The organism is Vibrio sp. B1Z05, from assembly GCF_052955985.1.
The window spans coordinates 443,232-467,665 of record NZ_CP130463.1 but is presented as its reverse complement, the minus strand read 5'-3'; the positions used below and the strand labels follow the sequence as shown (position 1 = coordinate 467,665).

At 43.6% G+C, this 24,434-nt stretch carries 24 protein-coding genes; 5 read left to right on the top strand and 19 right to left on the bottom strand.

Features of this window, described 5'->3' with window-relative positions; translation table 11 throughout:
- Nucleotides 1–60: 60 nt before the first annotated feature.
- The 8 genes from ispH to QV280_RS02190 all read right to left on the bottom strand — a co-directional run bounded on the left by ispH (nucleotide 61) and on the right by QV280_RS02190 (nucleotide 8,764).
- On the bottom strand, nucleotides 61–1,011 hold the full coding sequence (gene ispH, locus QV280_RS02225; RefSeq protein ID WP_039970769.1) for a 4-hydroxy-3-methylbut-2-enyl diphosphate reductase: 951 nt from the start codon (nucleotides 1,009–1,011) through the stop codon (nucleotides 61–63).
- 164 nt (nucleotides 1,012–1,175) lie between these two features.
- A complete protein-coding gene (gene fkpB / locus QV280_RS02220; protein ID WP_023404524.1) occupies nucleotides 1,176–1,607 on the bottom strand; it encodes an FKBP-type peptidyl-prolyl cis-trans isomerase in 432 nt (143 codons plus the stop codon).
- Between the two features lie 88 nt (nucleotides 1,608–1,695).
- Nucleotides 1,696–2,643, bottom strand: a complete 948-nt coding sequence (secF, locus tag QV280_RS02215; protein ID WP_152821266.1) for a protein translocase subunit SecF — start codon at nucleotides 2,641–2,643, stop codon at nucleotides 1,696–1,698.
- Nucleotides 2,644–2,657: 14 nt separating this feature from the next.
- Entirely contained in the window at nucleotides 2,658–4,511 is a 1,854-nt protein-coding gene (gene secD, locus QV280_RS02210) for a protein translocase subunit SecD (RefSeq protein ID WP_367869595.1), read from the bottom strand.
- Between the two features lie 22 nt (nucleotides 4,512–4,533).
- The gene (gene yajC, locus QV280_RS02205; RefSeq protein ID WP_023404521.1) at nucleotides 4,534–4,869 is read right to left on the bottom strand and encodes a preprotein translocase subunit YajC; all 336 of its coding nucleotides are present in this window, start codon (nucleotides 4,867–4,869) and stop codon (nucleotides 4,534–4,536) included.
- 142 nt (nucleotides 4,870–5,011) lie between these two features.
- Nucleotides 5,012–6,148: a tRNA guanosine(34) transglycosylase Tgt gene (gene tgt / locus QV280_RS02200; RefSeq protein WP_367869596.1), complete on the bottom strand. Its 1,137-nt coding sequence runs from the start codon at nucleotides 6,146–6,148 to the stop codon at nucleotides 5,012–5,014.
- A 228-nt stretch (nucleotides 6,149–6,376) separates the two neighbouring features.
- Nucleotides 6,377–7,429, bottom strand: coding sequence for a tRNA preQ1(34) S-adenosylmethionine ribosyltransferase-isomerase QueA (gene queA / locus QV280_RS02195; protein ID WP_152821269.1), 1,053 nt, complete (start codon nucleotides 7,427–7,429; stop codon nucleotides 6,377–6,379).
- Between the two features lie 144 nt (nucleotides 7,430–7,573).
- Nucleotides 7,574–8,764, bottom strand: coding sequence for a S1 family peptidase (locus QV280_RS02190; RefSeq protein WP_447026258.1), 1,191 nt, complete (start codon nucleotides 8,762–8,764; stop codon nucleotides 7,574–7,576).
- Nucleotides 8,765–9,055: 291 nt separating this feature from the next.
- Here QV280_RS02190 and QV280_RS02185 point away from each other — a divergent pair, with 291 nt between their 5' ends.
- Nucleotides 9,056–9,499 carry a CBS domain-containing protein gene (locus QV280_RS02185; protein ID WP_152821273.1) on the top strand — a complete coding sequence of 148 codons (444 nt, stop codon included), beginning with the start codon at nucleotides 9,056–9,058 and terminating at the stop codon, nucleotides 9,497–9,499.
- A 65-nt stretch (nucleotides 9,500–9,564) separates the two neighbouring features.
- On the opposite strand, the gene lysS is transcribed toward QV280_RS02185, so the two are convergent.
- The 5 genes from lysS to xerD all read right to left on the bottom strand — a co-directional run bounded on the left by lysS (nucleotide 9,565) and on the right by xerD (nucleotide 15,744).
- Complete coding sequence (gene lysS / locus QV280_RS02180) at nucleotides 9,565–11,070, bottom strand: lysine--tRNA ligase (protein WP_021714426.1); 1,506 nt, start codon at nucleotides 11,068–11,070, stop codon at nucleotides 9,565–9,567.
- A 12-nt stretch (nucleotides 11,071–11,082) separates the two neighbouring features.
- Nucleotides 11,083–12,181, bottom strand: a protein-coding gene (prfB, locus tag QV280_RS02175) for a peptide chain release factor 2 (RefSeq protein WP_119006043.1) whose coding sequence is annotated in 2 segments (ribosomal slippage) — nucleotides 11,083–12,105 and nucleotides 12,107–12,181 — 1,098 coding nt in all. Because the reading frame shifts where the segments join, the coding sequence is not laid out codon by codon here.
- Nucleotides 12,182–12,298: 117 nt separating this feature from the next.
- Nucleotides 12,299–14,038: a single-stranded-DNA-specific exonuclease RecJ gene (gene recJ, locus QV280_RS02170; protein ID WP_152821275.1), complete on the bottom strand. Its 1,740-nt coding sequence runs from the start codon at nucleotides 14,036–14,038 to the stop codon at nucleotides 12,299–12,301.
- 65 nt (nucleotides 14,039–14,103) lie between these two features.
- Nucleotides 14,104–14,844, bottom strand: coding sequence for a bifunctional protein-disulfide isomerase/oxidoreductase DsbC (gene dsbC / locus QV280_RS02165; protein ID WP_023404513.1), 741 nt, complete (start codon nucleotides 14,842–14,844; stop codon nucleotides 14,104–14,106).
- 51 nt (nucleotides 14,845–14,895) lie between these two features.
- Entirely contained in the window at nucleotides 14,896–15,744 is an 849-nt protein-coding gene (gene xerD / locus QV280_RS02160; protein ID WP_253912583.1) for a site-specific tyrosine recombinase XerD, read from the bottom strand.
- Between the two features lie 179 nt (nucleotides 15,745–15,923).
- On the opposite strand from xerD, the gene fldB reads away from it, so the two are divergent.
- The 3 genes from fldB to srmB all read left to right on the top strand — a co-directional run bounded on the left by fldB (nucleotide 15,924) and on the right by srmB (nucleotide 18,589).
- Nucleotides 15,924–16,442 carry a flavodoxin FldB gene (fldB, locus tag QV280_RS02155; protein WP_023404511.1) on the top strand — a complete coding sequence of 173 codons (519 nt, stop codon included), beginning with the start codon at nucleotides 15,924–15,926 and terminating at the stop codon, nucleotides 16,440–16,442.
- Nucleotides 16,443–16,571: 129 nt separating this feature from the next.
- Nucleotides 16,572–17,297: a tRNA1(Val) (adenine(37)-N6)-methyltransferase gene (locus tag QV280_RS02150; protein WP_152821279.1), complete on the top strand. Its 726-nt coding sequence runs from the start codon at nucleotides 16,572–16,574 to the stop codon at nucleotides 17,295–17,297.
- A gap of 74 nt (nucleotides 17,298–17,371) precedes the next feature.
- Entirely contained in the window at nucleotides 17,372–18,589 is a 1,218-nt protein-coding gene (srmB, locus tag QV280_RS02145; protein ID WP_367869597.1) for an ATP-dependent RNA helicase SrmB, read from the top strand.
- A gap of 82 nt (nucleotides 18,590–18,671) precedes the next feature.
- Here the strand turns inward: srmB and QV280_RS02140 are convergent, their stop codons facing one another.
- The 4 genes from QV280_RS02140 to QV280_RS02125 form a co-directional block, all read right to left on the bottom strand.
- A complete protein-coding gene (locus tag QV280_RS02140; RefSeq protein WP_023404508.1) occupies nucleotides 18,672–19,103 on the bottom strand; it encodes a VOC family protein in 432 nt (143 codons plus the stop codon).
- 48 nt (nucleotides 19,104–19,151) lie between these two features.
- Nucleotides 19,152–19,706 (bottom strand): GNAT family N-acetyltransferase, encoded by a 555-nt coding sequence (locus QV280_RS02135; RefSeq protein WP_152821283.1) that lies wholly within the window; start codon nucleotides 19,704–19,706, stop codon nucleotides 19,152–19,154.
- 106 nt (nucleotides 19,707–19,812) lie between these two features.
- Nucleotides 19,813–20,586 (bottom strand): peroxide stress protein YaaA, encoded by a 774-nt coding sequence (gene yaaA, locus QV280_RS02130; RefSeq protein WP_152821285.1) that lies wholly within the window; start codon nucleotides 20,584–20,586, stop codon nucleotides 19,813–19,815.
- Between the two features lie 105 nt (nucleotides 20,587–20,691).
- On the bottom strand, nucleotides 20,692–22,188 hold the full coding sequence (locus tag QV280_RS02125; protein ID WP_023404505.1) for an alanine/glycine:cation symporter family protein: 1,497 nt from the start codon (nucleotides 22,186–22,188) through the stop codon (nucleotides 20,692–20,694).
- 501 nt (nucleotides 22,189–22,689) lie between these two features.
- Between QV280_RS02125 and QV280_RS02120 the strand changes: the two genes are divergently transcribed.
- Nucleotides 22,690–22,878 (top strand): DUF3545 family protein, encoded by a 189-nt coding sequence (locus QV280_RS02120; protein WP_152821287.1) that lies wholly within the window; start codon nucleotides 22,690–22,692, stop codon nucleotides 22,876–22,878.
- 113 nt (nucleotides 22,879–22,991) lie between these two features.
- Here the strand turns inward: QV280_RS02120 and QV280_RS02115 are convergent, their stop codons facing one another.
- Complete coding sequence (locus QV280_RS02115) at nucleotides 22,992–23,543, bottom strand: hemerythrin domain-containing protein (protein WP_152821289.1); 552 nt, start codon at nucleotides 23,541–23,543, stop codon at nucleotides 22,992–22,994.
- Between the two features lie 70 nt (nucleotides 23,544–23,613).
- Nucleotides 23,614–24,294 carry a uracil-DNA glycosylase gene (gene ung / locus QV280_RS02110; RefSeq protein WP_152821291.1) on the bottom strand — a complete coding sequence of 227 codons (681 nt, stop codon included), beginning with the start codon at nucleotides 24,292–24,294 and terminating at the stop codon, nucleotides 23,614–23,616.
- Between the last annotated feature and the right edge of the window lie 140 nt (nucleotides 24,295–24,434).

Here is a 24,434-nt window from a genome sequence, read left to right as displayed (position 1 = left end):
CTAAAAAACGGGCTGCCAATACATTGGCAGCCCGTTTTTTTATACTGTAAAGCATAAAAATTATAGATTTTTAACCTGCAGCTCTTTTGGCACTTCAAAGAACATATTCTCTTCACGACCAGAGAGTTCAGTAACTTGATTACAATCAGACAAGGTTTTTATTTTTTCTAAGATAGTGTTTACCAACTCTTCTGGAGCGGATGCGCCAGCGGTCATGCCAACCTTATTCTTGCTCTTAAACCAATCAGCATTCAGATCTTCTGGACAATCGGTTAAGTATGCAGGAGTGCCTAACTTCTCGGCCAACTCTTTTAATCGTGTTGAGTTAGATGAGTTTTTAGAACCAACCACTATCATTACGTCCACTTCATTTGCCATAGTTCGCACCGCATCTTGGCGGTTCTGAGTGGCGTAGCAAATATCGTCTTTACGTGGGCCTTGGATGCTCGGGAAAACCTGACGCAGACGGTCGATTACATCCGCGGTTTCATCCACCGACAAAGTAGTTTGGCTCACATAATGCAAATTTGATGGGTCTTTGATGATAGGTAGCAATGCGTCAACGTCTTCAGCTTTCTCAACCAAATACATGCCGCCTTCGCTGCTTGCATACTGCCCCATAGTGCCTTCAACTTCAGGATGACCTGTATGCCCTATCAATACAACTTCGATATGTCTGCGGCTTGCACGAGCCACTTCCATATGCACTTTGGTCACCAATGGACAAGTCGCATCAAATACGGTCAAATCACGCTGCTTGGCTTCTTTACGCACCGCTTGTGATACGCCGTGCGCGGAAAAGATAACAATGTTGTCATCAGGCACTTCATTCAGTTCTTCAACAAAAATTGCGCCACGAGCTTTCAGCCCTTCAACCACAAAACGGTTATGCACAACTTCATGTCGAACATAGATAGGAGGCTGGTACATCTCAAGCGCTCGTTCAACGATGCTGATAGCTCGGTCAACACCGGCACAAAAACCACGCGGGTTAGCTAATAGAATTTCCATTGTCATATCTTTCATTAGTGAAGGCCTTGTTACTCAGTCAATGAGCAACCTCAAATCGCGCTCATTGTACCGACATTATTGACGAAAGCTCAAGACAGTAATGACCATAAATAATGCATGGTTATTAATAAGATAAGCCGTAAATTCGAGAAAACGATTTAAGATCAGTCAATTGAAACTATTTCAACATCAAAGGTAACATCACGCCCAGCTAAGGGATGATTGAAGTCAACAGTAACTGAATCCCCTGCAATCTCGGTAATAATACCGGGTATTTCGACGCCATCAGGCCCGTTAAATGCCATAATAGTGCCCACTTCAACTTGAGCTTCACCGACAAATTTAGCGCGATCCATATGATGAATATTATCTGGATTGGGCAGACCAAAGGCATCTATCGCTTTCAGCTCTACGCTATTTTTGTCTCCGGCTTTTAGCCCGAGTAAACAAGCTTCAAAGCTGTCACTCAAGCTACCGTCACCAATCACCAGTTTTGCTGGTTTGCCCATTTGATAGGTACTGTCTGCTACCGAACCATCTTCAAGTTTGATTGCGAAATGCATGGTGACTGCACTGTCTTTTGTAATTACTGACATAGTGTTTCCTTACAACTTTAAGTCAAAAACAAAAACGGCCAACACATCGTTGGCCGTTTAAAAAGACTACTAGAAATAAGACAAAGGCTTAAGGCATTTCGTCAAATTCTGCGCCTTCCTTCTCAACTTTAGGTGGCATCAAGTGCTCACGAGATACACCCAGTTTCAATGCTAAGTTTGATGCTACGTAGATAGATGAATATGTACCTACTGTGATACCCAATAGCAAGGCAGTTGCGAAGCCGTGGATATTTGCACCACCCTTAGTAAATAGGGCAATAACTACGAATAAAGTTGTACCAGAAGTAATCAAGGTACGGCTCAAAGTTTGAGTGATCGCGCCATTGATAATCTCAACTGCGCCACCTTTACGTACTCGACGGAAGTTTTCACGAATCCGGTCAAATACAACGATGGTATCGTTGAGCGAGTAACCGACAACCGTTAGCAATGCCGCTACGATAGTCAAGTCTACCTCGATTTGCATGATAGAGAAGATGCCGATGGTAATGATAACATCGTGCGCAAGTGCCAGTACCGCACCCGCTGCTAGACGCCATTCAAAACGCATAGAAACATACAACAAGATACAAATCAGAGATACGATGATCGCTAGACCACCTGCCTCTGCAAGTTCATCCCCAACGTTAGGACCAACAAACTCAACACGACGCATCTCTACAGATTCACCAGTCCCTTCTTCCAATGCTTGGATGATTTGTAGGCCTAGTTTTTCACCTTGTAGACCTTCATGAGGACGTAGACGAACCATAACATCACGGGCAGAACCAAAGTTCTGTACCGTTGCATCGCCAAAACCTCTATCGCTCAATGAAGTACGAATTTCTTCTAGGTTGGCAGGGTTCTCAAAACCCACTTCAATCAGCGTACCGCCGGTAAAATCTAGACCCCAGTTCAACCAGTTAGTTGAAATGGTGTAGATTGAAGCTGCAATCATTAGTAATGAAAAAACAACCGCGCCTTTTGACCAGCGCATAAAGTCGATCGTTCCTTCACTTTTCAATATTTGAAACATGGAAATACCTTCAATTAGATCGACAGTTTAGTAACACGTTTACCGCCATACAGCAGGTTAACTACACAACGTGTACCAATAATCGCAGTAAACATTGAAGTTAAAATACCGATAGACAGTGTTACAGCAAAGCCTTTAATCGCACCTGTACCCACAGCAAACAAAATAATCGCTGTTAATAGAGTTGTGATGTTAGCATCCGCAATCGTACTAAAGGCATTGGCGTAACCTTGGTGAATCGCTTGTTGAGGACTGCGTCCTTCTCTTAGCTCTTCACGTATACGCTCAAAGATCAGTACGTTCGCATCAACGGCCATACCAACGGTCAATACAATACCGGCAATACCCGGCAGCGTCATTGTCGCACCTGGAATCATCGACATAATACCAATGATCAACACAAGGTTTGCCATTAGTGCCATGTTGGCAATAAAACCAAATTTACGGTAGTAAACCAAAGTAAATAGCATTACCGCTAACATGCCCCACATACAAGCTTGAACACCTTTATCGATGTTCTGTTGACCCATTGATGGACCAATTGTACGTTCTTCTACAATCGAGATTGGCGCAATCAAGGCACCAGCACGAAGTAGCAAGGCTAAGTTATGAGCTTCAGCAGCAGAGTCAATACCGGTAATACGGAAGCTACGACCTAGTGCAGACTGAATGGTCGCTTGGTTGATCACTTCTTCGTGTTTATCAAGAATCACTTTGCCTTCTGGAGTACGCTTACCGCTGTCTTTGTACTCAGCAAATACGGTTGCCATCAGCTTGCCAATGTTTTGGCGAGAGAAAGCAGCCATCTTGCTACCACCTTCGCTATCTAGCGAGATGTTAACCTGAGGACGACCATATTCATCGGCACTAGAACTTGCATCAGTGATGCTTGAACCGCCAAGAATAACGCGTTTTTTCAGTACCGCAGGGCGACCATCACGATCAAACTTAACTTCACTGCCCGCAGGAACACGACCGTTTGCCGCAGCAGACAAATCAGCCTGCATATCAACTTCACGGAATTCTAGAGTTGCAGTAGCACCTAAAATTTCTTTAGCGCGAGCTGTGTCTTGAACACCTGGCAATTCAACCACGATGCGGCTTGCACCTTGACGTTGAACCAAAGGTTCAGCAACACCCAGTTCGTTTACACGGTTACGCAAAATCGTAATATTTTGCTCAACGGCGTAGTTGCGAATTTCAGTAAGACGGGCATCAGTGAAAGTAGCACTTACTACAAAACGACCATTGCTGTCTGAATCAACAAACAACATATCAGGGTGTTTTGATTTTAGAAGGCTTTCTGCTTGAGACAGTTGCTCAGCATTACGCAGTGTAATTTCTACAGAGTCTTTACCTGCATGAATAGCGCGGTAACGAATTTTCTCTTCACGTAGCTCACTACGGAAGGCTTCTTCCTGCTGTGAGATAAGCTTGTTCATTGCAGAGTCCATGTCCACTTCCATTAAGAAGTGCACACCACCGCGCAAGTCAAGACCAAGCTTCATCGGCGCAGCGCCAATACTTTCTAACCAGCCAGGAGTTGAAGCGGCAAGGTTAAGTGCAACAATTGCATCTGAACCTAGTGCTTCAGAAATAACATCACGAGCACCAATTTGGGTGTCAGTGTCATTAAAGCGAACTAGAATTGAGCCATTTTCTAACGAAACAGACTTGTGAGATAGATTCTCTTTATCAAGAGCATTGGTGATAGTATCCATGGTTGCCATATCAACAGAAGCACCACGTGCTCCTGTGATTTGTATGGCTGGATCTTCACCGTAAAGATTCGGAAGGGCATACAGTGCCGCTACTAGAATGGCCATTAAGACCATCAAGTACTTCCATAACGGATAACGGTTTAACACAGCGAGGATCCTCTAGCTGTTTTTAAAGAGATTTCAGCGTACCTTTAGGCAACACTGCAGTAACGAAGTCTTTCTTGATAACAACTACATTGTTAGCATTTAGTTCGATAGAGATAAAATCGTTATCTTCTGAAACAGAAGAGATCTTACCTACTAAACCACCACTAGTAAGAACTTCGTCGCCTTTACTCATAGAAGCAAGGAGGTTTTTATGCTCTTTTGCACGCTTAGACTGTGGACGGTAAATCATGAAGTAGAAAATAACTGCAAACATACCAAGCATGATCAGCATTTCGAAACCACCGCCTTGAGCAGCACCTTCAGTCGCTGCGTGAGCTTGAGAAATAAATAAACTCATTAAAAATCCTCTTTAAAAATATTCGTTAATTTAAGTTATAACACTAAATGTGGCCTCATCGTCCCTTTTTCAAGGGTTGAACGACAAAGCCGCATGTTGGTCGTTGTAATTTGTATTATTACATGACTTTTGTAATTATTTATTATTGTGCGTCAGCTTTTAGCATCGGCGGCACGTCTCTATCACGACGAGCGTAAAACTCTTCTACGAAAGCGTCGAATCTATCTTCATCAATGGCCTTGCGAATGCTTTCCATTAAACGTTGATAGTAACGAAGGTTATGAATGGTATTTAGGCGAGCGCCTAAGATTTCATTACAACGATCTAGATGATGCAAATACGATTTAGAATAGTTGCGACAAGTGTAACAGTCACACTCAGGATCTAGAGGTGTTGTATCTATTTTATGTTTCGCGTTTCGGATCTTGATCACACCGCCGGTCACAAATAGGTGGCCATTACGGGCATTTCGAGTAGGCATTACGCAATCGAACATATCAATACCACGACGAACACCTTCTACTAGGTCTTCTGGTTTACCCACGCCCATTAGGTAACGTGGCTTATCTGTTGGCAATTGTGGGCAAGTATGCTCAAGAATGCGGTGCATATCTTCTTTAGGTTCACCGACTGCTAGGCCGCCAACCGCGTAACCGTCAAAGTCAATTTTAGTCAGACCTTCAACGGATACATCACGTAAATCTTCGTACACGCCACCTTGCACAATACCAAATAGCGCATTTGGGTTTTCTAGTTTGTTGAAATGGTCACGAGAGCGTTGTGCCCAGCGTAGTGACATTTCCATCGATTTTTTCGCTTCGTTATGAGTCGCAGGATATGGCGTACATTCGTCAAAAATCATTACGATGTCAGAGCCGAGATCTTTTTGGATCTCCATAGACTTTTCAGCATCCATAAAGATTTTGTCGCCATTCACTGGGTTGCGAAAATGCACACCTTTTTCAGTGATTTTACGTAAGTCGCCTAAGCTAAATACCTGAAAACCGCCTGAGTCAGTAAGAATAGGACCTTGCCAGTTCATAAAGTCGTGTAGGTCGCCATGCAGTTTCATGACTTCTTGACCCGGTCTTAGCCACAAGTGAAAGGTATTACCCAACAGGATTTCTGCGCCTGTTCCTTTTACTTCTTCCGGAGTCATGCCTTTAACAGTACCGTAAGTACCTACAGGCATAAATGCTGGGGTTTGAACCGAACCGCGTTCAAACTCCAATTGACCACGACGAGCTTTGCCGTCCGTTTTCTTTAGTTGAAATTTCACAAATTACTCCAATATGCCAGAGAAACAATCTGACGGTTAGTTTAGGACAACACGCTTACTTTTACCTTGTCCCAAAAAAGAGCGGCCATTAGCGATTAAGCCTTATTCAATAAGTCTCTTAACCCTATCACCGCTCATAAAATGAATTGTATCGAACCGTTCACAGCAAACGAGAACGGTATCTAACTTTGCTTTTTTACTTGCCGGACTTTACCGACAAATCTTCGTTTATAATCCTAAACGAGTCACAAACATCGCATCACCATAACTAAAGAAACGATAGTTGTGCTCAACCGCATGTTGGTAGGCTTGCATAACATTATCATATCCAGCGAACGCACTGACCAACATGATCAAAGTTGATTCAGGTAAGTGGAAATTAGTTAGCAGGCAATCGATTAACTGAAATTGATAACCCGGATAGATAAAGATATCGGTATCGCCAAAGAAAGGCTTAAGTTCTGTGCCCTTTTTCACAGCGTCTTGCGCCGCACTTTCTAGTGAGCGAACAGAAGTTGTGCCCACAGCAATGACTCGACCACCTTGCGCTTTAGTTTCGTTGATGGCATCTACCACCTCTTGAGTCACTTCAACATATTCGGCATGCATGTGATGTTCAAGAATGTTGTCAACGCGGACGGGTTGGAATGTGCCTGCGCCAACATGCAAAGTAACGAATGCAAGTTTTGCGCCTTTAGCTTTAATTTTAGCTAAGATTTCATCATCAAAATGCAGCCCAGCCGTAGGGGCGGCTACTGCGCCTGGCTTAGCGTTATACACAGTTTGATAACGCTCTTGATCGGAATCTTCATCAGGGCGATCAATGTAAGGAGGCAGTGGCATGTGGCCGACTTCTTCTAGGATCTGCAATACGGCTTTGTCTGAAGTAAAACGAATCTCAAACAGCGCATCGTGTCTTGCCACCATCACTGCTGAGTATTGATCTTTGTCGCCAAGCAACAACTCAGTCCCCGGCTTAGGAGACTTAGAGGCACGCACATGCGCTAAAACAGTGTGTTCATCGACCATTCGCTCAACCAACACTTCAATCTTGCCGCCACTGGCTTTACGACCAAAGACACGAGCAGGAATCACTCGGGTATTATTGAATACCAACAAGTCTCCTTCGTTAACAAGATCTAAAATATCAGTGAAGTGTTTATCCTGAACCTCACCGCTATTACCCGTCAGTTGCAGTAAACGGCTCGAAGTACGATCCGGCGTCGGATAACGTGCGATCAATTCATCGGGTAGGTCAAAATGAAAATCAGAAACTTGCATGGCGAATAACGATCCTAGGCTAAATATTTTGCAGGGCGCTAGTATAGATTGCCACCAGACAAGATCAAGGAAAGATAAAGAAGTCGTTGATTAAAGCCCTCTATTGCACGCCATTTGCGAGTAATAGAGGGCAAAATGGTAAATCTAACGTCGTTGGAAATGTCTTCTAAAGGCGACCGCTGATAGCAACAATAACCAGATATAGTGCACACTGCCTGAATCGGAATCCGAACCACCACAATCTACAAATACCGTTTCGCTTTCATCACAGCCTCCCTCTTCAGGTAAGGCTTCGTCATCCTCAGAAGATTGAGCGTTTTGAATGAAATTAGGCGGAGTCACTGTATCTGATGGCAGCTCTTCACTGTCCACTACTTGATTAATCCAATCATAAAAGTAAGACACTTTGGTATGGAAACTTGGGATAGTCACCGAGCCACAAACTGGCAAAATTAACGGCGTGCCACTGACAATACCAATCTGATACTCAGTGCCATCTAAACTAGACAGTAACGCACCGCCGGAGTCACCGATACAGGCTGAGTTGCCATATACACTGCCGTTCTCATCATATTTTTCAAGCTTAGTTGGATTGGTACAGATTTTAGTTGGGTCTATCGCTGAAGAAATAAAATCAGGGGCATCTTTGCCCTCTTCAAGACGAGTAAAACACTCATCAATGGGATAAAACGCTTGGGATGTGGTTTGCAGTTGCAGCTCTACGGTATCTCCCCAAGGGTCATACACATCGGTACTGCCCCAGCCGTGCACTTGCACATTTTCTGGCTTCGCCACATTACTTTCTGTTGGCCACTGAGAAATTAACTCAAGTTCAAGTGCAGCCATCACGTCAGGACTGGCTAAGGTTGCAGGGGTAATATCGGGTAACGGATATTTGATCCTCAACAAAGCAATATCGTTAGAGAGCTCAGTATTGATTTGTTCAACATCACCATTGGTTACTTCGACACTACTTAGCCTTTGATAATCACTGTGCACCACCACATGCGATACATCCACAAAGTTGGTGATGTCATCACTAATATCAGACTCTAAATTAGCCGCGCTATGCGTAATGGTGAGCTCTCCGGGTCGAGCGACATAGTAATCACCCGCATTTGTACCATCTTCACCGGGAAATACCACACAGTGCGCTGCGGTTAAAATCCATTGATCACGAATCAAAGTACCGCTACATAACGGAAATTCCGCCATATGACTGGAGCGAATGGTGACTCGATACTCAGCATCGAACACATCATCACCCAATGTAACCGCTTGGGCTCCGGTGACCATTGATAAGCCTATGGTCGATAAAATCCATTTATTCATCATTAATTCCATTTTTAAACATCTGCAACTAGCTGACAAAATCGTCACTACCCCGTTTAAAAATGGAATAGGCTGTTACAAAAAAGTAGTTATCCTCAGCAAACAATTGTTAGTTGCGATCAAGATCACAAAAAACACCCGTAATTCAAGGCTGTGTAACAAGAGAATTAATTAAGCTCGGTAAAGAAAAGCAACGAATTTGCTCAAATGTTAGGAGTAAATCAAAGTAAAAATACGCCCTGATTACTATAGTTAAATCAGATGTATTACTTCGGAACTTGCTAGGAGATCATTATGATAAAAATTGTCGATCTTATGACTCGCAACCCCTATACACTGTTGCGTTCCAACACCCTTGCCGATGCACAAAAGCTCATGACCGAACACGAAGTTAGACACGTACCTGTGGTTGATGTGGATGACAAGTTACTCGGCCTTGTCACACACAGAGACATACTCGCCGCTCAAGACTCAAACTTGCAAGCTGGCGCAGAAAGCAATAACTACACTCTGCATACGCCCCTTAACCAAGCAATGTCGAAAAACGTCATTACGGTCAGCCCTTATGCGGGTCTAAAAGAAAGCGCCTTAATGATCCAAAAACGCAAAGTAGGCTGTTTGCCAGTAGTGGAAAATGGAAAACTGGTAGGCATTATCACTGACAGTGACTTTGTGACGATTGCCATTAACTTATTAGAACTGCAAGAAGAAGTGGAACCGGTTGAAGTAGGCACATAAAAAAAGCCACATCAGTAATGATGTGGCTTCATCGTTGTTATGTTAACGCGCTACTGCAACAGCGGTTATTGTTGTGGGCGCATTGCAGGGAATAGAATCACGTCACGAATAGTGTGCGTGTTAGTAAATAGCATCGCTAGACGATCGATACCAATACCTTGGCCTGCTGTTGGTGGTAGACCATGCTCTAGTGCAGTAATGTAGTCTGCATCGTAGTACATTGCTTCATCATCACCCGCATCTTTTGCATCAACTTGCGCTTTAAAGCGCGCATCTTGGTCTTCTGCATCATTAAGCTCAGAGAAACCATTTGCCACTTCACGACCACCGATAAAGAACTCAAAACGGTCAGTGAAGAATGGGTTGCTGTCACTACGGCGTGCCAGTGGAGAAATATCCGCTGGGTAACCTGTGATGAAGGTAGGTTGAATCAGTTGAGGCTCAGCCGTTTCACCAAAGATCTCTTCAAGAAGTTGACCACAAGTCCAGAACGTTTCTACTTGAACGTGAACCGATTTAGCAATCGCCACCATCTTGTCACGGTCTTGAATGTCTTCTTCGGTCATTGCTTGAATTTCAGCATGATCTGGGTTGTATTGTTTAATCGCTTCAAACATGCTCATACGCGCGTATTTGCCACCAAACTCAACCGTTTCATCGCCGTAAGGCATTGCTGTTGAACCAAGAACTTCAACCGCTACTGTGCTTAGCATCTCTTCAGTCAGATCCATTAGATCTTTGTAGTCAGAGTAAGCTTGGTAGAATTCCATCATAGTGAATTCAGGGTTGTGACGTGGAGAAAGACCTTCGTTACGGAAGTTACGGTTGATCTCAAATACACGGTCAAAGCCACCCACAACCAAACGCTTCAAGTAAAGCTCTGGTGCAACACGTAGGTACATGTCGATATCAAGTGCGTTGTGGTGAGTGATAAATGGACGTGCGGTTGCGCCGCCAGGAATCACGTGCATCATTGGCGTTTCGACTTCTAGGTAGCCTTTACCACTCATAAAGTTACGAATAGCAGACACTAGCTTAGAGCGAATAATAAACGCATGGCGAGAATCTTCGTTTACGATCAAATCAACGTAACGTTGACGGTAACGCATCTCTTGGTCAGTTAGGCCGTGGAATTTTTCTGGTAGTGGACGAAGCGCTTTAGTCAGCAATTCGTACTCTTCCATGTTCACGTAAAGATCGCCTTTACCTGATTTATGTAACGCACCTTTAATACCGATAATGTCGCCGATATCAAGACCTTGGTACTGTGCTTTAAGCGCTTTTTGTACGTCTTTAGCTGCGTAACCTTGGATACGGCCAGAAGTTTCTTGGATCACTAAGAAAGGACCACGTTTTGCCATGATGCGACCTGCAACAGCCACTACATGGTTCAGTTCTTCTAACTCTTCTTTGGTTTTCTCACCAAACTGTGCTTGAAGGTCACCGGCTAGGCTGTCACGACGAAAGTCGTTAGGGTGACCGTTTGCCTTGCACTCCTTGCGGATTGAATCTAGTTTCGCGCGGCGCTCTGCAATCAGTTTGTTTTCATCAATTTGAACTTGCTCAGTCATATTTAACCCTTATTACAGTCCAGACTTAAGGCTGGCTTCGATAAATTTGTCTAGGTCGCCGTCTAAAACGGCTTGCGTATTTCTGTTTTCTACACCAGTACGAAGATCCTTGATACGAGAATCATCCAGTACGTATGAGCGAATTTGGCTGCCCCATCCGATGTCGGATTTGGCATCTTCGTTTGCTTGTTTCTCAGCATTTTGTTTTTGCAATTCAAACTCAAACAATTTTGCGCGTAGCTGCTTCATTGCTTGGTCTTTGTTTTTATGCTGAGAACGGTCATTCTGACATTGAACCACGATATTGGTTGGTACGTGCGTAATACGTACCGCAGACTCAGTGGTGTTAACGTGCTGACCACCAGCACCAGAGGCGCGGTATACGTCAATGCGAAGATCAGATGGGTTAATATCGATCTTAATGTTGTCATCAATCTCAGGATAAATAAATGCAGAAGCAAATGAGGTATGGCGACGACCACTGGAATCAAATGGTGATTTACGCACTAAACGGTGTACACCGGTTTCAGTACGCAGCCAACCATAAGCGTATTCGCCCGCAACGCGCACTGTTGCGCCTTTAAGGCCAGCAACATCACCGTCAGACACTTCGATAACTTCAACTTTAAAGCCTTTCGCTTCAGCCCAACGTAAGTACATACGCAGCATCATTGAAGTCCAATCTTGCGCTTCTGTACCACCAGAGCCTGATTGCAAATCGATGTAGCAATCAGAAGCATCGTGGTCGCCAGAGAACATGCGGCGGAATTCTAACTTGTTCAGTTTAGTTTCCAGCTCAGCCAGTTCAGGCTCGATTTCATCAAAAGTTTCTTGGTCTTCTTCTTCAACCGCTAACTCTAGCAAGCCATCCACATCTTCGACACCTTGATCTAGTAAATCAATGGTTTCAACGACAGCTTCTAGTGATGCACGTTCTTTACCTAACGCTTGAGCACGTTCAGGTTCGTTCCATACATCCGGTTGTTCAAGTTCTGCATTTACCTCTTCTAGACGCTCTTTCTTAGCGTCATAGTCAAAGGTACCCCCTCAGGACATTAGTGCGTTCAGACACATCCTGTAGGCGGTTTTTGATCGGATTGATTTCAAACATTATTGGCCAATACTTTGAATAGAAAATAACCGCGGAATTTTACTCAAAAATGTGAGCAAGATACAGAAATATTTTAAAGATAGTGAATTATATTATGGATAGTTTTAAGCCACTAGATTAAGCAACATCAATATGCTCCACCATCAACTGCAGCGATTGGTTGCCTCTAAACTCATTGATATCAAGGCGATAAGCCATGCGTACTTTGGTTGTTGCCGGATCCGGCCAGCGGCGCAAGTCAACATTAAAAGCAATCGCATCCAGCATAATGTTGGTGCCGTGCGATTTATGCAGTGGCTCAAGCATCAACTTAAGGTGTTTTTCACCGACCAATTTCTGGTGTAAAACTTTAAATTCACCATCAAAAATAGGCTCAGGAAATGCTTGTCCCCATGGACCACCATTACGGATTTCCATTGCGGTGTGCATAGAAAACTCTTCTGGTGTCAATTCACCATCCGAAAGTACGATACCTTTTAAGGCATCTTCTCCCACTTCATCGCGTACGGCTTTATCAAACAATTCACTAAACTGCTTAAAGTCTTGCTCTTTAATGGTTAAGCCTGCCGCCATGGCGTGCCCACCGAATTTTAAAATAAGTCCGGGATTTTGCACGTCGATTTTATCGAGTGCATCACGCATATGCAGCCCTTTAATAGAGCGACATGAGCCTTTAATTAAGCCATCTCCGCCATCGGCAAAAGCAATCACAGGACGATGGAATTGATCTTTAATGCGGGAGGCTAAAATACCAATCACCCCTTGGTGCCAATCATGTTGGAACAAGGTGATGCCATAAGGCATCTCTTGGTCTTTACTAAACTGAATTCGCTCGCAAAAAGCCATTGCTTCTTGCTTCATGCCATCTTCTATTTCACGGCGAGTAATATTGAGAGCATCTAATTCGGTAGCCATGCGTCTTGCGGCATGAATGTTGTTACTCATTAACAACTCAACCCCAAATGACATGTCATCCAATCGCCCTGCGGCATTGATTCTAGGGCCTAAAGCAAAACCAAAATCAGAGGCAACCAAACGGCCTGGGGTTCGTTTCGACACTTCAATCAAAGCTTGTATACCCGGGCGACCATGTCCGGCGCGAATGCGCTGCAGACCTTGATGCACTAATATGCGATTGTTCTCATCTAATGCCACTACGTCAGCCACCGTACCTAGCGCCACCAAATCCAGAAATTCGGTAAGATTGGGCTCGGCAATGCCCATTTGTGCAAACCAGCCTTTTTTACGCATCAGTGCTCGTAGCGCAATCATCAAATAAAACGCCACCCCGACACCGGCTAATGATTTAGACGGGAAACCACATTCGTTTAAATTTGGGTTTACCATAGCGTCGGCATTGGGCAAGACATGTCCCGGTAAGTGGTGATCGGTCACCAGTACCTGAAGACCATTTTCTTTGGCAAACCGTACCCCTTCAATGGAGGAAACACCGTTATCGACCGTCATGATCACATCAACGCCCATCTCAATCGCTTGTTCCACCACTTCAGGGCTAAGACCATAGCCATCTTCAAAACGGTTTGGCACCAAATAATCAACGTTATTCGAGCCTAGCATGCGCAGTGCCATAACCGATAACGCCGAAGATGTTGCGCCATCGGCATCAAAGTCCCCCACCACAATAATACGCTTATTGTTTTGAATGGCAGTAAACAACAGCTCTGCGGCGGACTCGATACCAAATAGTTTTTGTGGGGCTAGCAAACCCTTTGCGCCTCGCTCTAGTTGCGAGATGGATTCAATTCCGCGAGCCGCATAAATGCGTCTCATCAATGCAGATAAAGAAGTTGGCAGGCTTGAGATATCCGCAAGAGGACGGCGTTTAATTTCGATCATGTGCTATCAATATTGTTCTGGAGTAATAAAAAAGCGCTGTAATAACAGCGCTTCGATACATCATATTAGTTTTGAGATTGCAGTCTGGCTAGTAAATCTTTTGGCGATAAGTAACCGCCTACATTAATGCCTTTCGAGGTATACACCGCAGGAGTACCTGACACCCCAACAGATTTACCGACTTGGTAATGTTTGGTAATGATCGATTGGCACTGCTTGATATTGTCCGTTGAGACTTCGGCATTTTTGCCACGTAGCTTCATATCACTCATGGCTTGAGCAGGGTCGTCATGACACCAAATGTTCGCCATTTGTTGCGCCACTTGACTTTGTGGGCCTGAACGAGGGAACGCAAGGTAACGTACTGTAATACCTAGTTTATTGTATTCATCCATTTGGCGATGCAGTTTTAAACAGTAGCCGCATGACGTGTCAGTAAAGACAGTCACTACGTACTTCTCATCTTTAGCTTTATAGACAATCATTTCATCGCTAAGACTTTCTAATTGAGCTGCAATTTTAGGACCAAGACGCGCCGCAGTCACATCTTTAAAATTGCCATCATCATCCAGTGAATACAGCTTGCCCGGAATAAAGTAATCGCCTTTTGGCGTGGCATAGAAAGTACCTTGATTGGTGGTCACTTCCACTAAACCATCAATACCCAGAGATTCCACTTCGGTGACAGAGACGCCAATTTTAGCAAATCGCTCTTTAATTTGGGCTTCATCAAACTTTGCTGCACTAACACTAAATGCAATTAACGAGCAGATAAGTAAGCTAAAAACTCGACATAAACTCTTCATACAATTTCCTACTAAATAAAAAATATTGAGTGCGATTAGTTGTTGTTAATATCACGCTCTTGGATGGTGTTGCTGATGGATCTGTTTTAGTCGTTCGGTAGCAACATGAGTATAAATTTGGGTAGTAGATAGATCACTATGCCCTAATAACATCTGTACGACACGTAAATCAGCCCCATAGTTCAATAAATGGGTCGCAAAAGCATGCCTCATAACGTGTGGTGACAAAGTCTCGGTATCTATGCCTGCTATCAAAGCATAGTACTTTATGCGGTGCCAAAACGTTTGACGGGTCATTTGTCGAGCACGTTTACTGGGAAAAACCACATCCGAAGAGTGCTCTCCCATTAACGCAGGTCGTCCTTGGGTCAAAAAACGTTCAATCCAATCAATGGCATTTTCGCCCATAGGTACTAGACGCTCTTTTCCGCCCTTACCCACAACGCGCACCACACCTTGACGTAAACTCATGTTTTCCATCGTCAAACCCACCAACTCAGAGACGCGCAATCCAGTGGCGTATAACAGCTCTAACATCGCTTTGTCACGAAGCTCGATAGGATCATCGACATTAGGCGCACTGAGTAAACTCTCAACTTGTTGTTCGCTAATATCTTTCGGTAAACGTTTTGGTAATTTAGGGCGAACCAATAACACACTAGGGTCATCCGCGCGTACTTTTTCACGATACAGATATTGAAATAAACGACGCATTGCCGACAGCATGCGCGCACGACTTGATTGAGCAAACTTCTGCTCAGCCAACCACACCTGATATTCCAATAACTTTTCAGGGTTTACAGAGGTGAGATCTGAATCATTATGATCTAACCATTGAGAAAGCTTGCTCAAATCTAAACGATAGGAAGCTAAGGTATTTTCTGATAAACCTTTTTCCATCCATATAGCGTCTAAAAATTGTTCTATAAGATTCTGATTTAACAAGCTAAAAGACCTATGGTTCTCAAAATAATAGCCTAAAGTATACAAGCATAACTGTGATTGCTAGAGCGGAACACTGAAACTTATTAAAAATAAGGGTAGAATCAAAAGTATGACAATTAGCTGTAATAAAAATAATGAAAATAGGACTATTTTTCGGCTCTACTACCTGCTATACCGAAATGGCTGCGGAAAAAATTCAAGACATTATTGGAAGTGAGATTGTAAATCTACACAACGTAAAAGATACGCCACTTGCCAAAATGAACGATTATGATTTTTTGATTCTCGGCATTTCCACATGGGATTTCGGTGAACTTCAAGAGGACTGGGGCGCATTATGGCAAGACATCGATGGCATACCGCTAACCGACAAGCACGTCGCATTGTTCGGCTTAGGGGATCAAGAAGGATATGGCGAATGGTTTCAGGATGCGATGGGACTACTTCATCAGCAGCTTCAGCCAAGCAATCCTAACTTTATCGGCTACTGGCCTACCGATGGGTACGAATTTGCAGCATCAAAGGCATTAACCGCCGACGGCACTCAATTTGTCGGCCTTGCTCTTGATGATGCAGCGCAATATGAATTAACCGATGAGCGGATTGCCGCTTGGTGTGAGCAAATTCTTACCGAATATGCCGACACCTTGTAAGCAATAGACTCATTGATAAGTAAGGAGGTGCCGTAATCGCCTCCTTGCCACGCGCCACTGCCACTTCTGCTCACATAACTTTTTATCACCAATACCCTTAACCTTCGCAAAACCAAAAGCCTTTAATCGATGAAAGCCAGCACTAAAGATTTTCAGTTTAAACAATTTACTATTTGGGGTGGTCACAGCGGCATGCCCGTGAGTACCGATGGTGTTCTATTAGGCGCTTGGGCCACACTCTCTGGCTGTCATCATCTTTTAGATATTGGCACAGGTACAGGGTTATTGACGCTGATGTGCGCGCAAAGGCAGCCCAAGCTAACGTTAACTAGCATTGATATCGACCCGCATGCCATTGAGGCAGCGCAGACTAATTTTTCTGCCAGCCCCTGGGCAGATCGCATCACTTTACAACACCATGATGTGATTGCTTTTAGCCGCAATAACTTAGCTAAGTTTGATGGCATCATATGCAATCCCCCTTATTTTAACTCGGGCGAACAGTCAGCCTTAGCCAGCAGAGCCACCGCCAGACACACAGCCACCCTGCCTCACCCTGAATTATTACGCTGTTGTGGGGAGCTTCTGCAAGACCAAGGAAGGGCCAGTTTTATCTTGCCTAGCCTAGAAGCTGAGCAATTTATCGAGCACGCTGTCGCGCAACAATGGCAATTAACTCGGCTGTGCAAAGTAAAAACTACTGCCAGAAAAAATCACTCGCGCTACTTATTTGAGCTACAACTAAAAGGGAGCGAGCACACAAAAACCGACCAAAGTGAGCTGATCATTCATCAAAACGAGCACTACAGCGCTCAATTTGTTGCTTTAACACAGAGTTTTTACCTAAAGATGTAAATAAGAGTGTGACCAGCATCACCATTAAACTATAATACTTTCTTTTATCATCCACCCGTTTGCGGAGCACTGCAGTGTTAAGAACTTTTGCTGAGTTAGATTTAGACCAATCCCTTATTAAAGCCATAGAAGAAATAGGCTTTGAGAGACCAACAAAAGTACAAAGTGAAGCCATTCCTCAAGCATTGGACGGAAAGGACATCCTTGCATCTGCACCAACAGGAACAGGTAAAACCGCCGCTTTTGTACTTCCAGCGTTACAATATCTCTTGGATTTCCCACGTCGTCGTGGCGGCCCAGCTCGCGTATTAATTCTAACGCCAACCCGTGAATTAGCGATGCAAATCACCGAGCAAGCTAAACAGCTGGCTAAATATACCAACTTGAACATTTTCACCATTACTGGTGGTGTTATGTATCAAGATCACGCTGATATTCTGTCCACTACTCAAGATATCGTAGTGGCGACACCAGGACGCTTGATGGAATACATCAATGCGGAACGATTTGATTGTCGCGCTATCGAATGGTTAATTTTGGATGAAGCTGACCGCATGTTAGATATGGGCTTTGGCCCTGTTGTGGATCGCTTATCTAACGAATGTCGCTGGCGTAAACAAACCTTATTATTCTCTGCCACGCTTGAAGGTAAAGGTGTAGCAGGTTTCACAGAAGATCTATTAAAAGATCCTGCAGAAATCGATGCGCAGTCATCACTAAAAGAGCGTAAAAAAATTCAGCAGTGGTATCACCGCGCTGATAACGCAGAGCATAAACTTGCCCTGCTAAAACACATTATTACTGAGCAAGCGGAAAGAAGTATCATCTTCTTAAAAACCCGTGAACGTCTTGCTGAGTTACGCCAACAACTGGATAGCGCTCAAATTCCATGTAGCTGGATTCAGGGTGAAATGCCGCAAGATCGCCGTAACAACGCCATTGCCCGTTTCCGTGATGGACAAGTGAATGTACTGCTCGCAACCGATGTTGCCGCACGTGGTATTGACCTGCCAGACGTAAGCCATGTAATCAACTACGATCTACCTCGTACTGCCGATGTCTACTTACACCGTATTGGTCGTACAGCACGTGCTGGTAAAAAAGGAAATGCGGTTTCTCTTGTTGAAGCGCACGATCAACCTATGATTGAACGTGTAGAACGATACACAAAAGAAGCCATTAAAGAGCGTTTCGTTAAAGATCTTCGTCCAAAACACAAGAAACCTGTGTTCAAGAAGAAAAAGAAGCCCGCCGCTAAAGCAGCGACTAAAGCTAAGAAGAAGAAAAAATAATACCCACCCCCCGACCTTAGCGTCGGGGATTTTTTATCTGGCTATTTGCTCCAATACCAATGCTAATGGCAATACGACAGAGCTACTCAATCACTAAGCTGCCGTCTGCATTAAATTGCCAAGAATCGGCGTGCGCCACTTCCCAATAATGACCATCAGGGTCTTTGAAATAACCACTATAACCGCCCCAAAACACTCTCTGAGCAGGTTTAACCAAACTGCCCCCTGCTGCTACCGCCTGCTCTAATATCTCATCGACTTGATGCTGCTGCTTAGTATTGTGCGCTAAGGTCATGACTGGCGAAGCCATTGTTGCACCTTCCGCTAACTCGATACCTACCTCTTCGGCCAGTTTTGTTAATGGATAGAGTGCTACACAAACACCAGAGGTTTGAAAAAAGACAATATCTTGATCTTCGGTATAAGACGAAGGAAAACCAAGCGCAGAATAAAAATCATAAGAACGCTTCAGATCGGCGACACCTAACGTAATAATGCTGACTCGCGGTTCCATAGCTACCTCGGTTTTTTAAATTTAAGAATGGTGTTGTAAGGATAGCGACTAAAGTTGTGCCTTCCATCGCTGCTTGCTGATTTTATACAGACAGTGCCAACTCAGATTAGAATTCACATCAAGCCGTGGGTGCTGAAAATTAGCATGGGTATCTTGCATCCCCACTTTTTGCATTACCCTTTGAGAAGGCAAATTCACCAAAGCGGTGAGGCTATAAATGACATCGACATGCATACGCTCAAAGGCATAATACAATACCGCTGTAGCGGCTTCAGTGGCAAAGCCTTTGCCCCAATGACGCTCATTTAGACGCCATGCGATTTCTTTAAACGGTTTAGTTAAAATCCCATCATCAATGGTTCTTTGCTGCAAACCCAATATACCCACAAACTGCTCCGTCGACTTTTCTTCGACTACCCACATACCCCATTGCTGCTGTTGCAACTCTTCGGATAAACGTCTTGCTGACTCAATACTTTGCAGTGGAGTTAAGGTGCTGGGGAAAAATCGCATCACATTTGGGCTCGCATTCATTTGTACAAATGCATCGAAGTCGCTGGGCTTCCAAGGTCTTAATCGCAATCTATTTGTTTGCAGGATCATAGATGCGCCCCTTAGTGATTTTAAAGATAAGGAAAGTGAGGTAGGTATTGGGTATTGTCTGAGTACGGGATTGATATCAATGCGTACTCAGACGAAAAAGATTATCTTATTGCTGATCTCTTTTAAAGACTAACTCTCTGGCGGTTGAGTCTGTATCACTAAAATAGTAACCCGCACTATCAAATAGCTTTAATGCTTCGAGGCTGTCTACCTGATTTTGAATGATGTATTTCGCCATCATGCCGCGAGCTTTTTTAGCGAAGAAGCTAATCACTTTGTACTGACCATTTTTTAAATCTTTAAACACTGGCGTAATCACTCGCCCTTGTACATTTTTCGGTTTTACTGATTTGAAGTATTCGTTAGAGGCCAGGTTAATTAATAGGTCATCCCCTTGCGCCGCTAAGGTCTCATTCACCTTATCCGTGATTTGGTCACCCCAGAAATGGTATAAGTTGCTGCCTCTAGCGTTTTCTAATCTTGTGCCCATTTCTAAGCGGTAGGGCTGCATCAAGTCTAGTGGTCTCAATAAGCCATATAAACCTGACAACATGCGAAAATGCTGCTGAGCATAATCAAAGTCTTGCTCGCTAAAGCTCTCAGCTTCAAGCCCTGTATACACATCCCCTTTAAATGCCAAAATGGCAGGGCGAGCGTTGTCGGGGGTAAAAGTGGTGCTCCACTCTTGAAAGCGAGCCACATTCAATCCAGCGATTTTATCGCTGACTTTCATTAATTTTGAAATATCAGTCGGTGTCAGCTTTTTACAGATATTAATTAATTTTGCTGACTCAGAGATGAATTCAGGCTGTGTATAACGTTCAGTTGCCAATGGCGACTCATAATCTAACGTTTTTGCAGGTGAGACTAAAATCAGCATATCGATATCCTTTACTTAAAAATGCTTACCCTATTGCACTAGAGTATAAAAAAAGCCGCGCTAAGTCAGCACGGCTTTCACTATTGTTTTAATCGGAGAATTCGATTACTTGTTGCGTTCCACTTGCGCTTTTAGCTCTTCGTAATCATCCCAGATCCCTTCTTCAAGCTGAGAATGAAGCTCAGGGTAGTTTCTCGCATCAAAGGTTGGCACAACACCGGCTTTTAATTGCTGGTTATAGTCTTTAGCCAATTTCACCACTATACCTGACAGTAACAAAATCGCGACCATGTTCACTATCGCCATTAAGCCCATAGAAACATCGGCCATAGCCCAAACAACCGGTAGGGTTGCCACTGCGCCAAATAAAACCATACCCAATACAATAACGCGGAAGATATTCAAACCCGCTTTATGGCTGTGTCGTAAGAAAATAAGGTTAGTTTCAGCGTAAGAGTAGTTGGCAATGATAGAGGTAAAGGCGAAGAAGAAAATCGCTACCGCAATAAAGATACTGCCCCACTGACCGACTTCAGCGCTCAATGCTCGCTGAGTCAATTCGATCCCCGTAAACTCACCATGTGGTACATATTCACCAGAGACTAAGATAATGGCGACCGTTGCCGAACAAATCACAATGGTATCGGTAAATACGCCAAGCATTTGTACATAACCTTGCGAGGCAGGGTGTGGCGGATAAGGCGTTGCTGACGCTGCCGCATTTGGCGCGGAACCCATACCGGCTTCGTTAGAAAACAAACCACGTTTAATGCCGTTGATCATCGCTTGCGCGATTGCATAGCCAACACCACCAGCGGCAGCTTCTTGCAGACCAAAGGCACTCTTGAAGATAAGCGAGATAACATCAGGCACTTTATCTAAGTTACTGAACATCACAAATAGCGCTAAACCTAAATAGGCCAACGCCATAACAGGTACAACAAGTTCAGCGGTACGAGCAATTTTGCGAATACCACCAAAAATAACAAACGAAGAGATCGCAACAATGATCACACCGCCAATCAATGCATTTCTGTCAAAGGAAAATTCACCAACCGACATTGGGTGCGCTTGAATTTCAAAAGCATTAATAACAGCGCCAACAATCGAGTTTGCTTGCACCGCATTAAAGACTAAACCAAAGGCAATGATTAGAAATACTGAGAACAGTACCCCCATCCAACGCATACCTAGGCCTTTTTCCATATAGTATGCAGGGCCGCCACGGTAGTTACCGTCGCTATCTTTGGTTTTGTATAACTGCGCTAAAGAGCTTTCGGCAAATGAGGTTGCCATACCGAGCATAGCGATAAGCCACATCCAAAAAATGGCGCCAGGACCACCCACGGTCAGTGCTACCGCAACCCCCGCCATATTGCCGGTACCCACGCGAGCAGCCAGACTGGTACAAAGTGCTTGGAAAGATGAAATGCCCGCACTGTCTGCTTTACGACTATTTTTTAAAACACTGAACATGTGCCCAAAATGTCTAAATTGGATAAAGCCAAGACGTATGGTGAAGTAGATACCACCACCAACAAGTAGATAAACGAGAATCGATCCCCACAGAAGATCGTTCATTAGATAAATTATATCAGCCACATAAACCTCGTATGCAAAGGGACTCTATGAGAGCAAATGAATGGTTGCTACTTGGTTTTTTATATTTATACCAATCGCAGTCATTAACTTATCAGCCTAGCTTATTGAAATGCTTTGTTCCGAGCATTTTCCCTTGGCTATTTCTGAGCATTTAATTGCTTTGATGGGTATCAGACCTGAGTAGTGTAGAAGGCAAACCGTCCACTTCATACCATTCTTGGAATTTAATTTTGCGTGTGCATCATGCCGATATAAATCTGATAAATCAAATCACACCCTTTTATGCTTGTTTTTTATACAATTACGCTATCTCATAGTGTAATTATCATCACCATTGACACATTATTTTTACTTTTTGTACATATTTGCTAAACACATCAAAGATACCATCATGCTGTTTATGATAATAATGTCGTTAAGTTTGCTAGATGGTCAAAGTATCTGATTGTCCATCATCAATACAAACTGAAAGTACTTAATTACAACTAAAAGGGATAGCTTATGGATGGCTTGCAACTTGATAGTATCTTTGATGAATCAGAAGCGCGGACTCCTCGCAGAACCCGCTCAAAACCCGTAAAACGTAAATGGCGTGAAATTGAAGCGATAAAAGATCGTCAAAGACTTCAAAAGGAATTGATGGATTTGGATGTGTGTAGCAGTTATCGATTAGAAGACATTCAGTTATAAACGAACAGGCTCTTAGCCCTAGCCAGTTAACCCTATGCGCTAAGTCTATTCAATACTCTCTATACAGCAAAGGATGGGGCTTCCCCCATCCTTTTTTAATATTCTAGCGAAATTTAACAGAGTTCTTTGTCTACCTGCTTCACTCGATCGGCCAACTGCTTGTACTTGTCGGCAATGGTTTCACCAAACACAGGATCATCTTCCTGATCCCCCCATTTAGTTTCCAAATATTGCCAATCTGCGGTAGTCAGAGTTTTATTAAGCAAAGGCAAAATTTCATGTTCTTCTAGATCAAGGTGCTGCTTTTGACTGCGAATGAAGGTATTTAGTTGCTCAGCGAAAATATCTAATGGCACGACAGCATCTTGCAAGATCATGTCGACCATATCTAAAAACTCATGAGTGGTCTTAGAGAGTGCAATGTGCTCAGCTTCCAAATTACTGATTGTCTCATCCTTACCGTAGTTCTCATTAAAGTAATGATAAATAAGATCTTCTTTGGGATGGTGCGTCCTCTCAGAATGCTCACAAAGGTAATCAACTATCTCTTTTAGTAGAGAATAATTGATGGGCTCCTCCCTTTTCACTTGTTTGAGCTTTCTTTTCAATATCGCCAGCAAACGAATCATATAATCGTGTTCACGCTGGATTCTTTCAATCATCATGATCTATTCCTCCATACCTACAACTGTTTAAAGTTTACGCGATTATACGGGATTGTGTTTTAAGTATTTTTTAAAAGAGTGAAGGATGAGAGCTCGGTATTTGCCAATTGATCTCTGTTTTTCCTTGTTGCTCTAGATATTGATTGGCTAATGAAAAATGCTGACAACCCAAAAAACCACGCCTAGCCGAGAGTGGCGAAGGATGGCTTGAAGTCAGTACACAATGTTTAGCATGATCAATACAAGCACCTTTCTTTTGTGCATGTGCGCCCCATAACATAAACACGATATGTTGCTGCTGGCTAACAAGGTATTCAATAGCGTGTTGAGTAAAGATTTCCCAACCACTTTTAGCGTGCGAATGAGCCTGACCTTGTTCAACCGTCAGTACAGTATTAAGCAGTAATACCCCTTGCTCAGCCCACGATTGCAGGTAGCCGTGATCGGGCGTGACAAATTCTGGAATATCTTGAGCCAGTTCTTTATAGATATTGCGTAATGAAGGTGGGATTTTATTACCGGGTAACACAGAGAAGCTAAGACCATGAGCTTGGTTTGGCCCATGATATGGGTCTTGACCGAGAATAACGACTTTAACCGTTTCTAGAGGCGTTTGTTCAAATGCAGAAAATACATCTTCAGGTGCTGGGTATATGACTTTGCCACATGAGCGCTCAGCATCAATAAATGCCTGTAAAGAAGAAAAGTACTCTTTTGAACGCTCTGTATTTATGAAATCTTGCCAACTCAACCTTATCTACTCCGTTACGTTTGGTATTGGAGAAAATATTGGCATATTGTTGGCAAATTAGATATCACTTCTTCTTAGGTGTTCGCTGAGGAGTACGGTGATGTCCTTGCCCACGCTGTGTTGGCCGGGCTTGAGGTAGT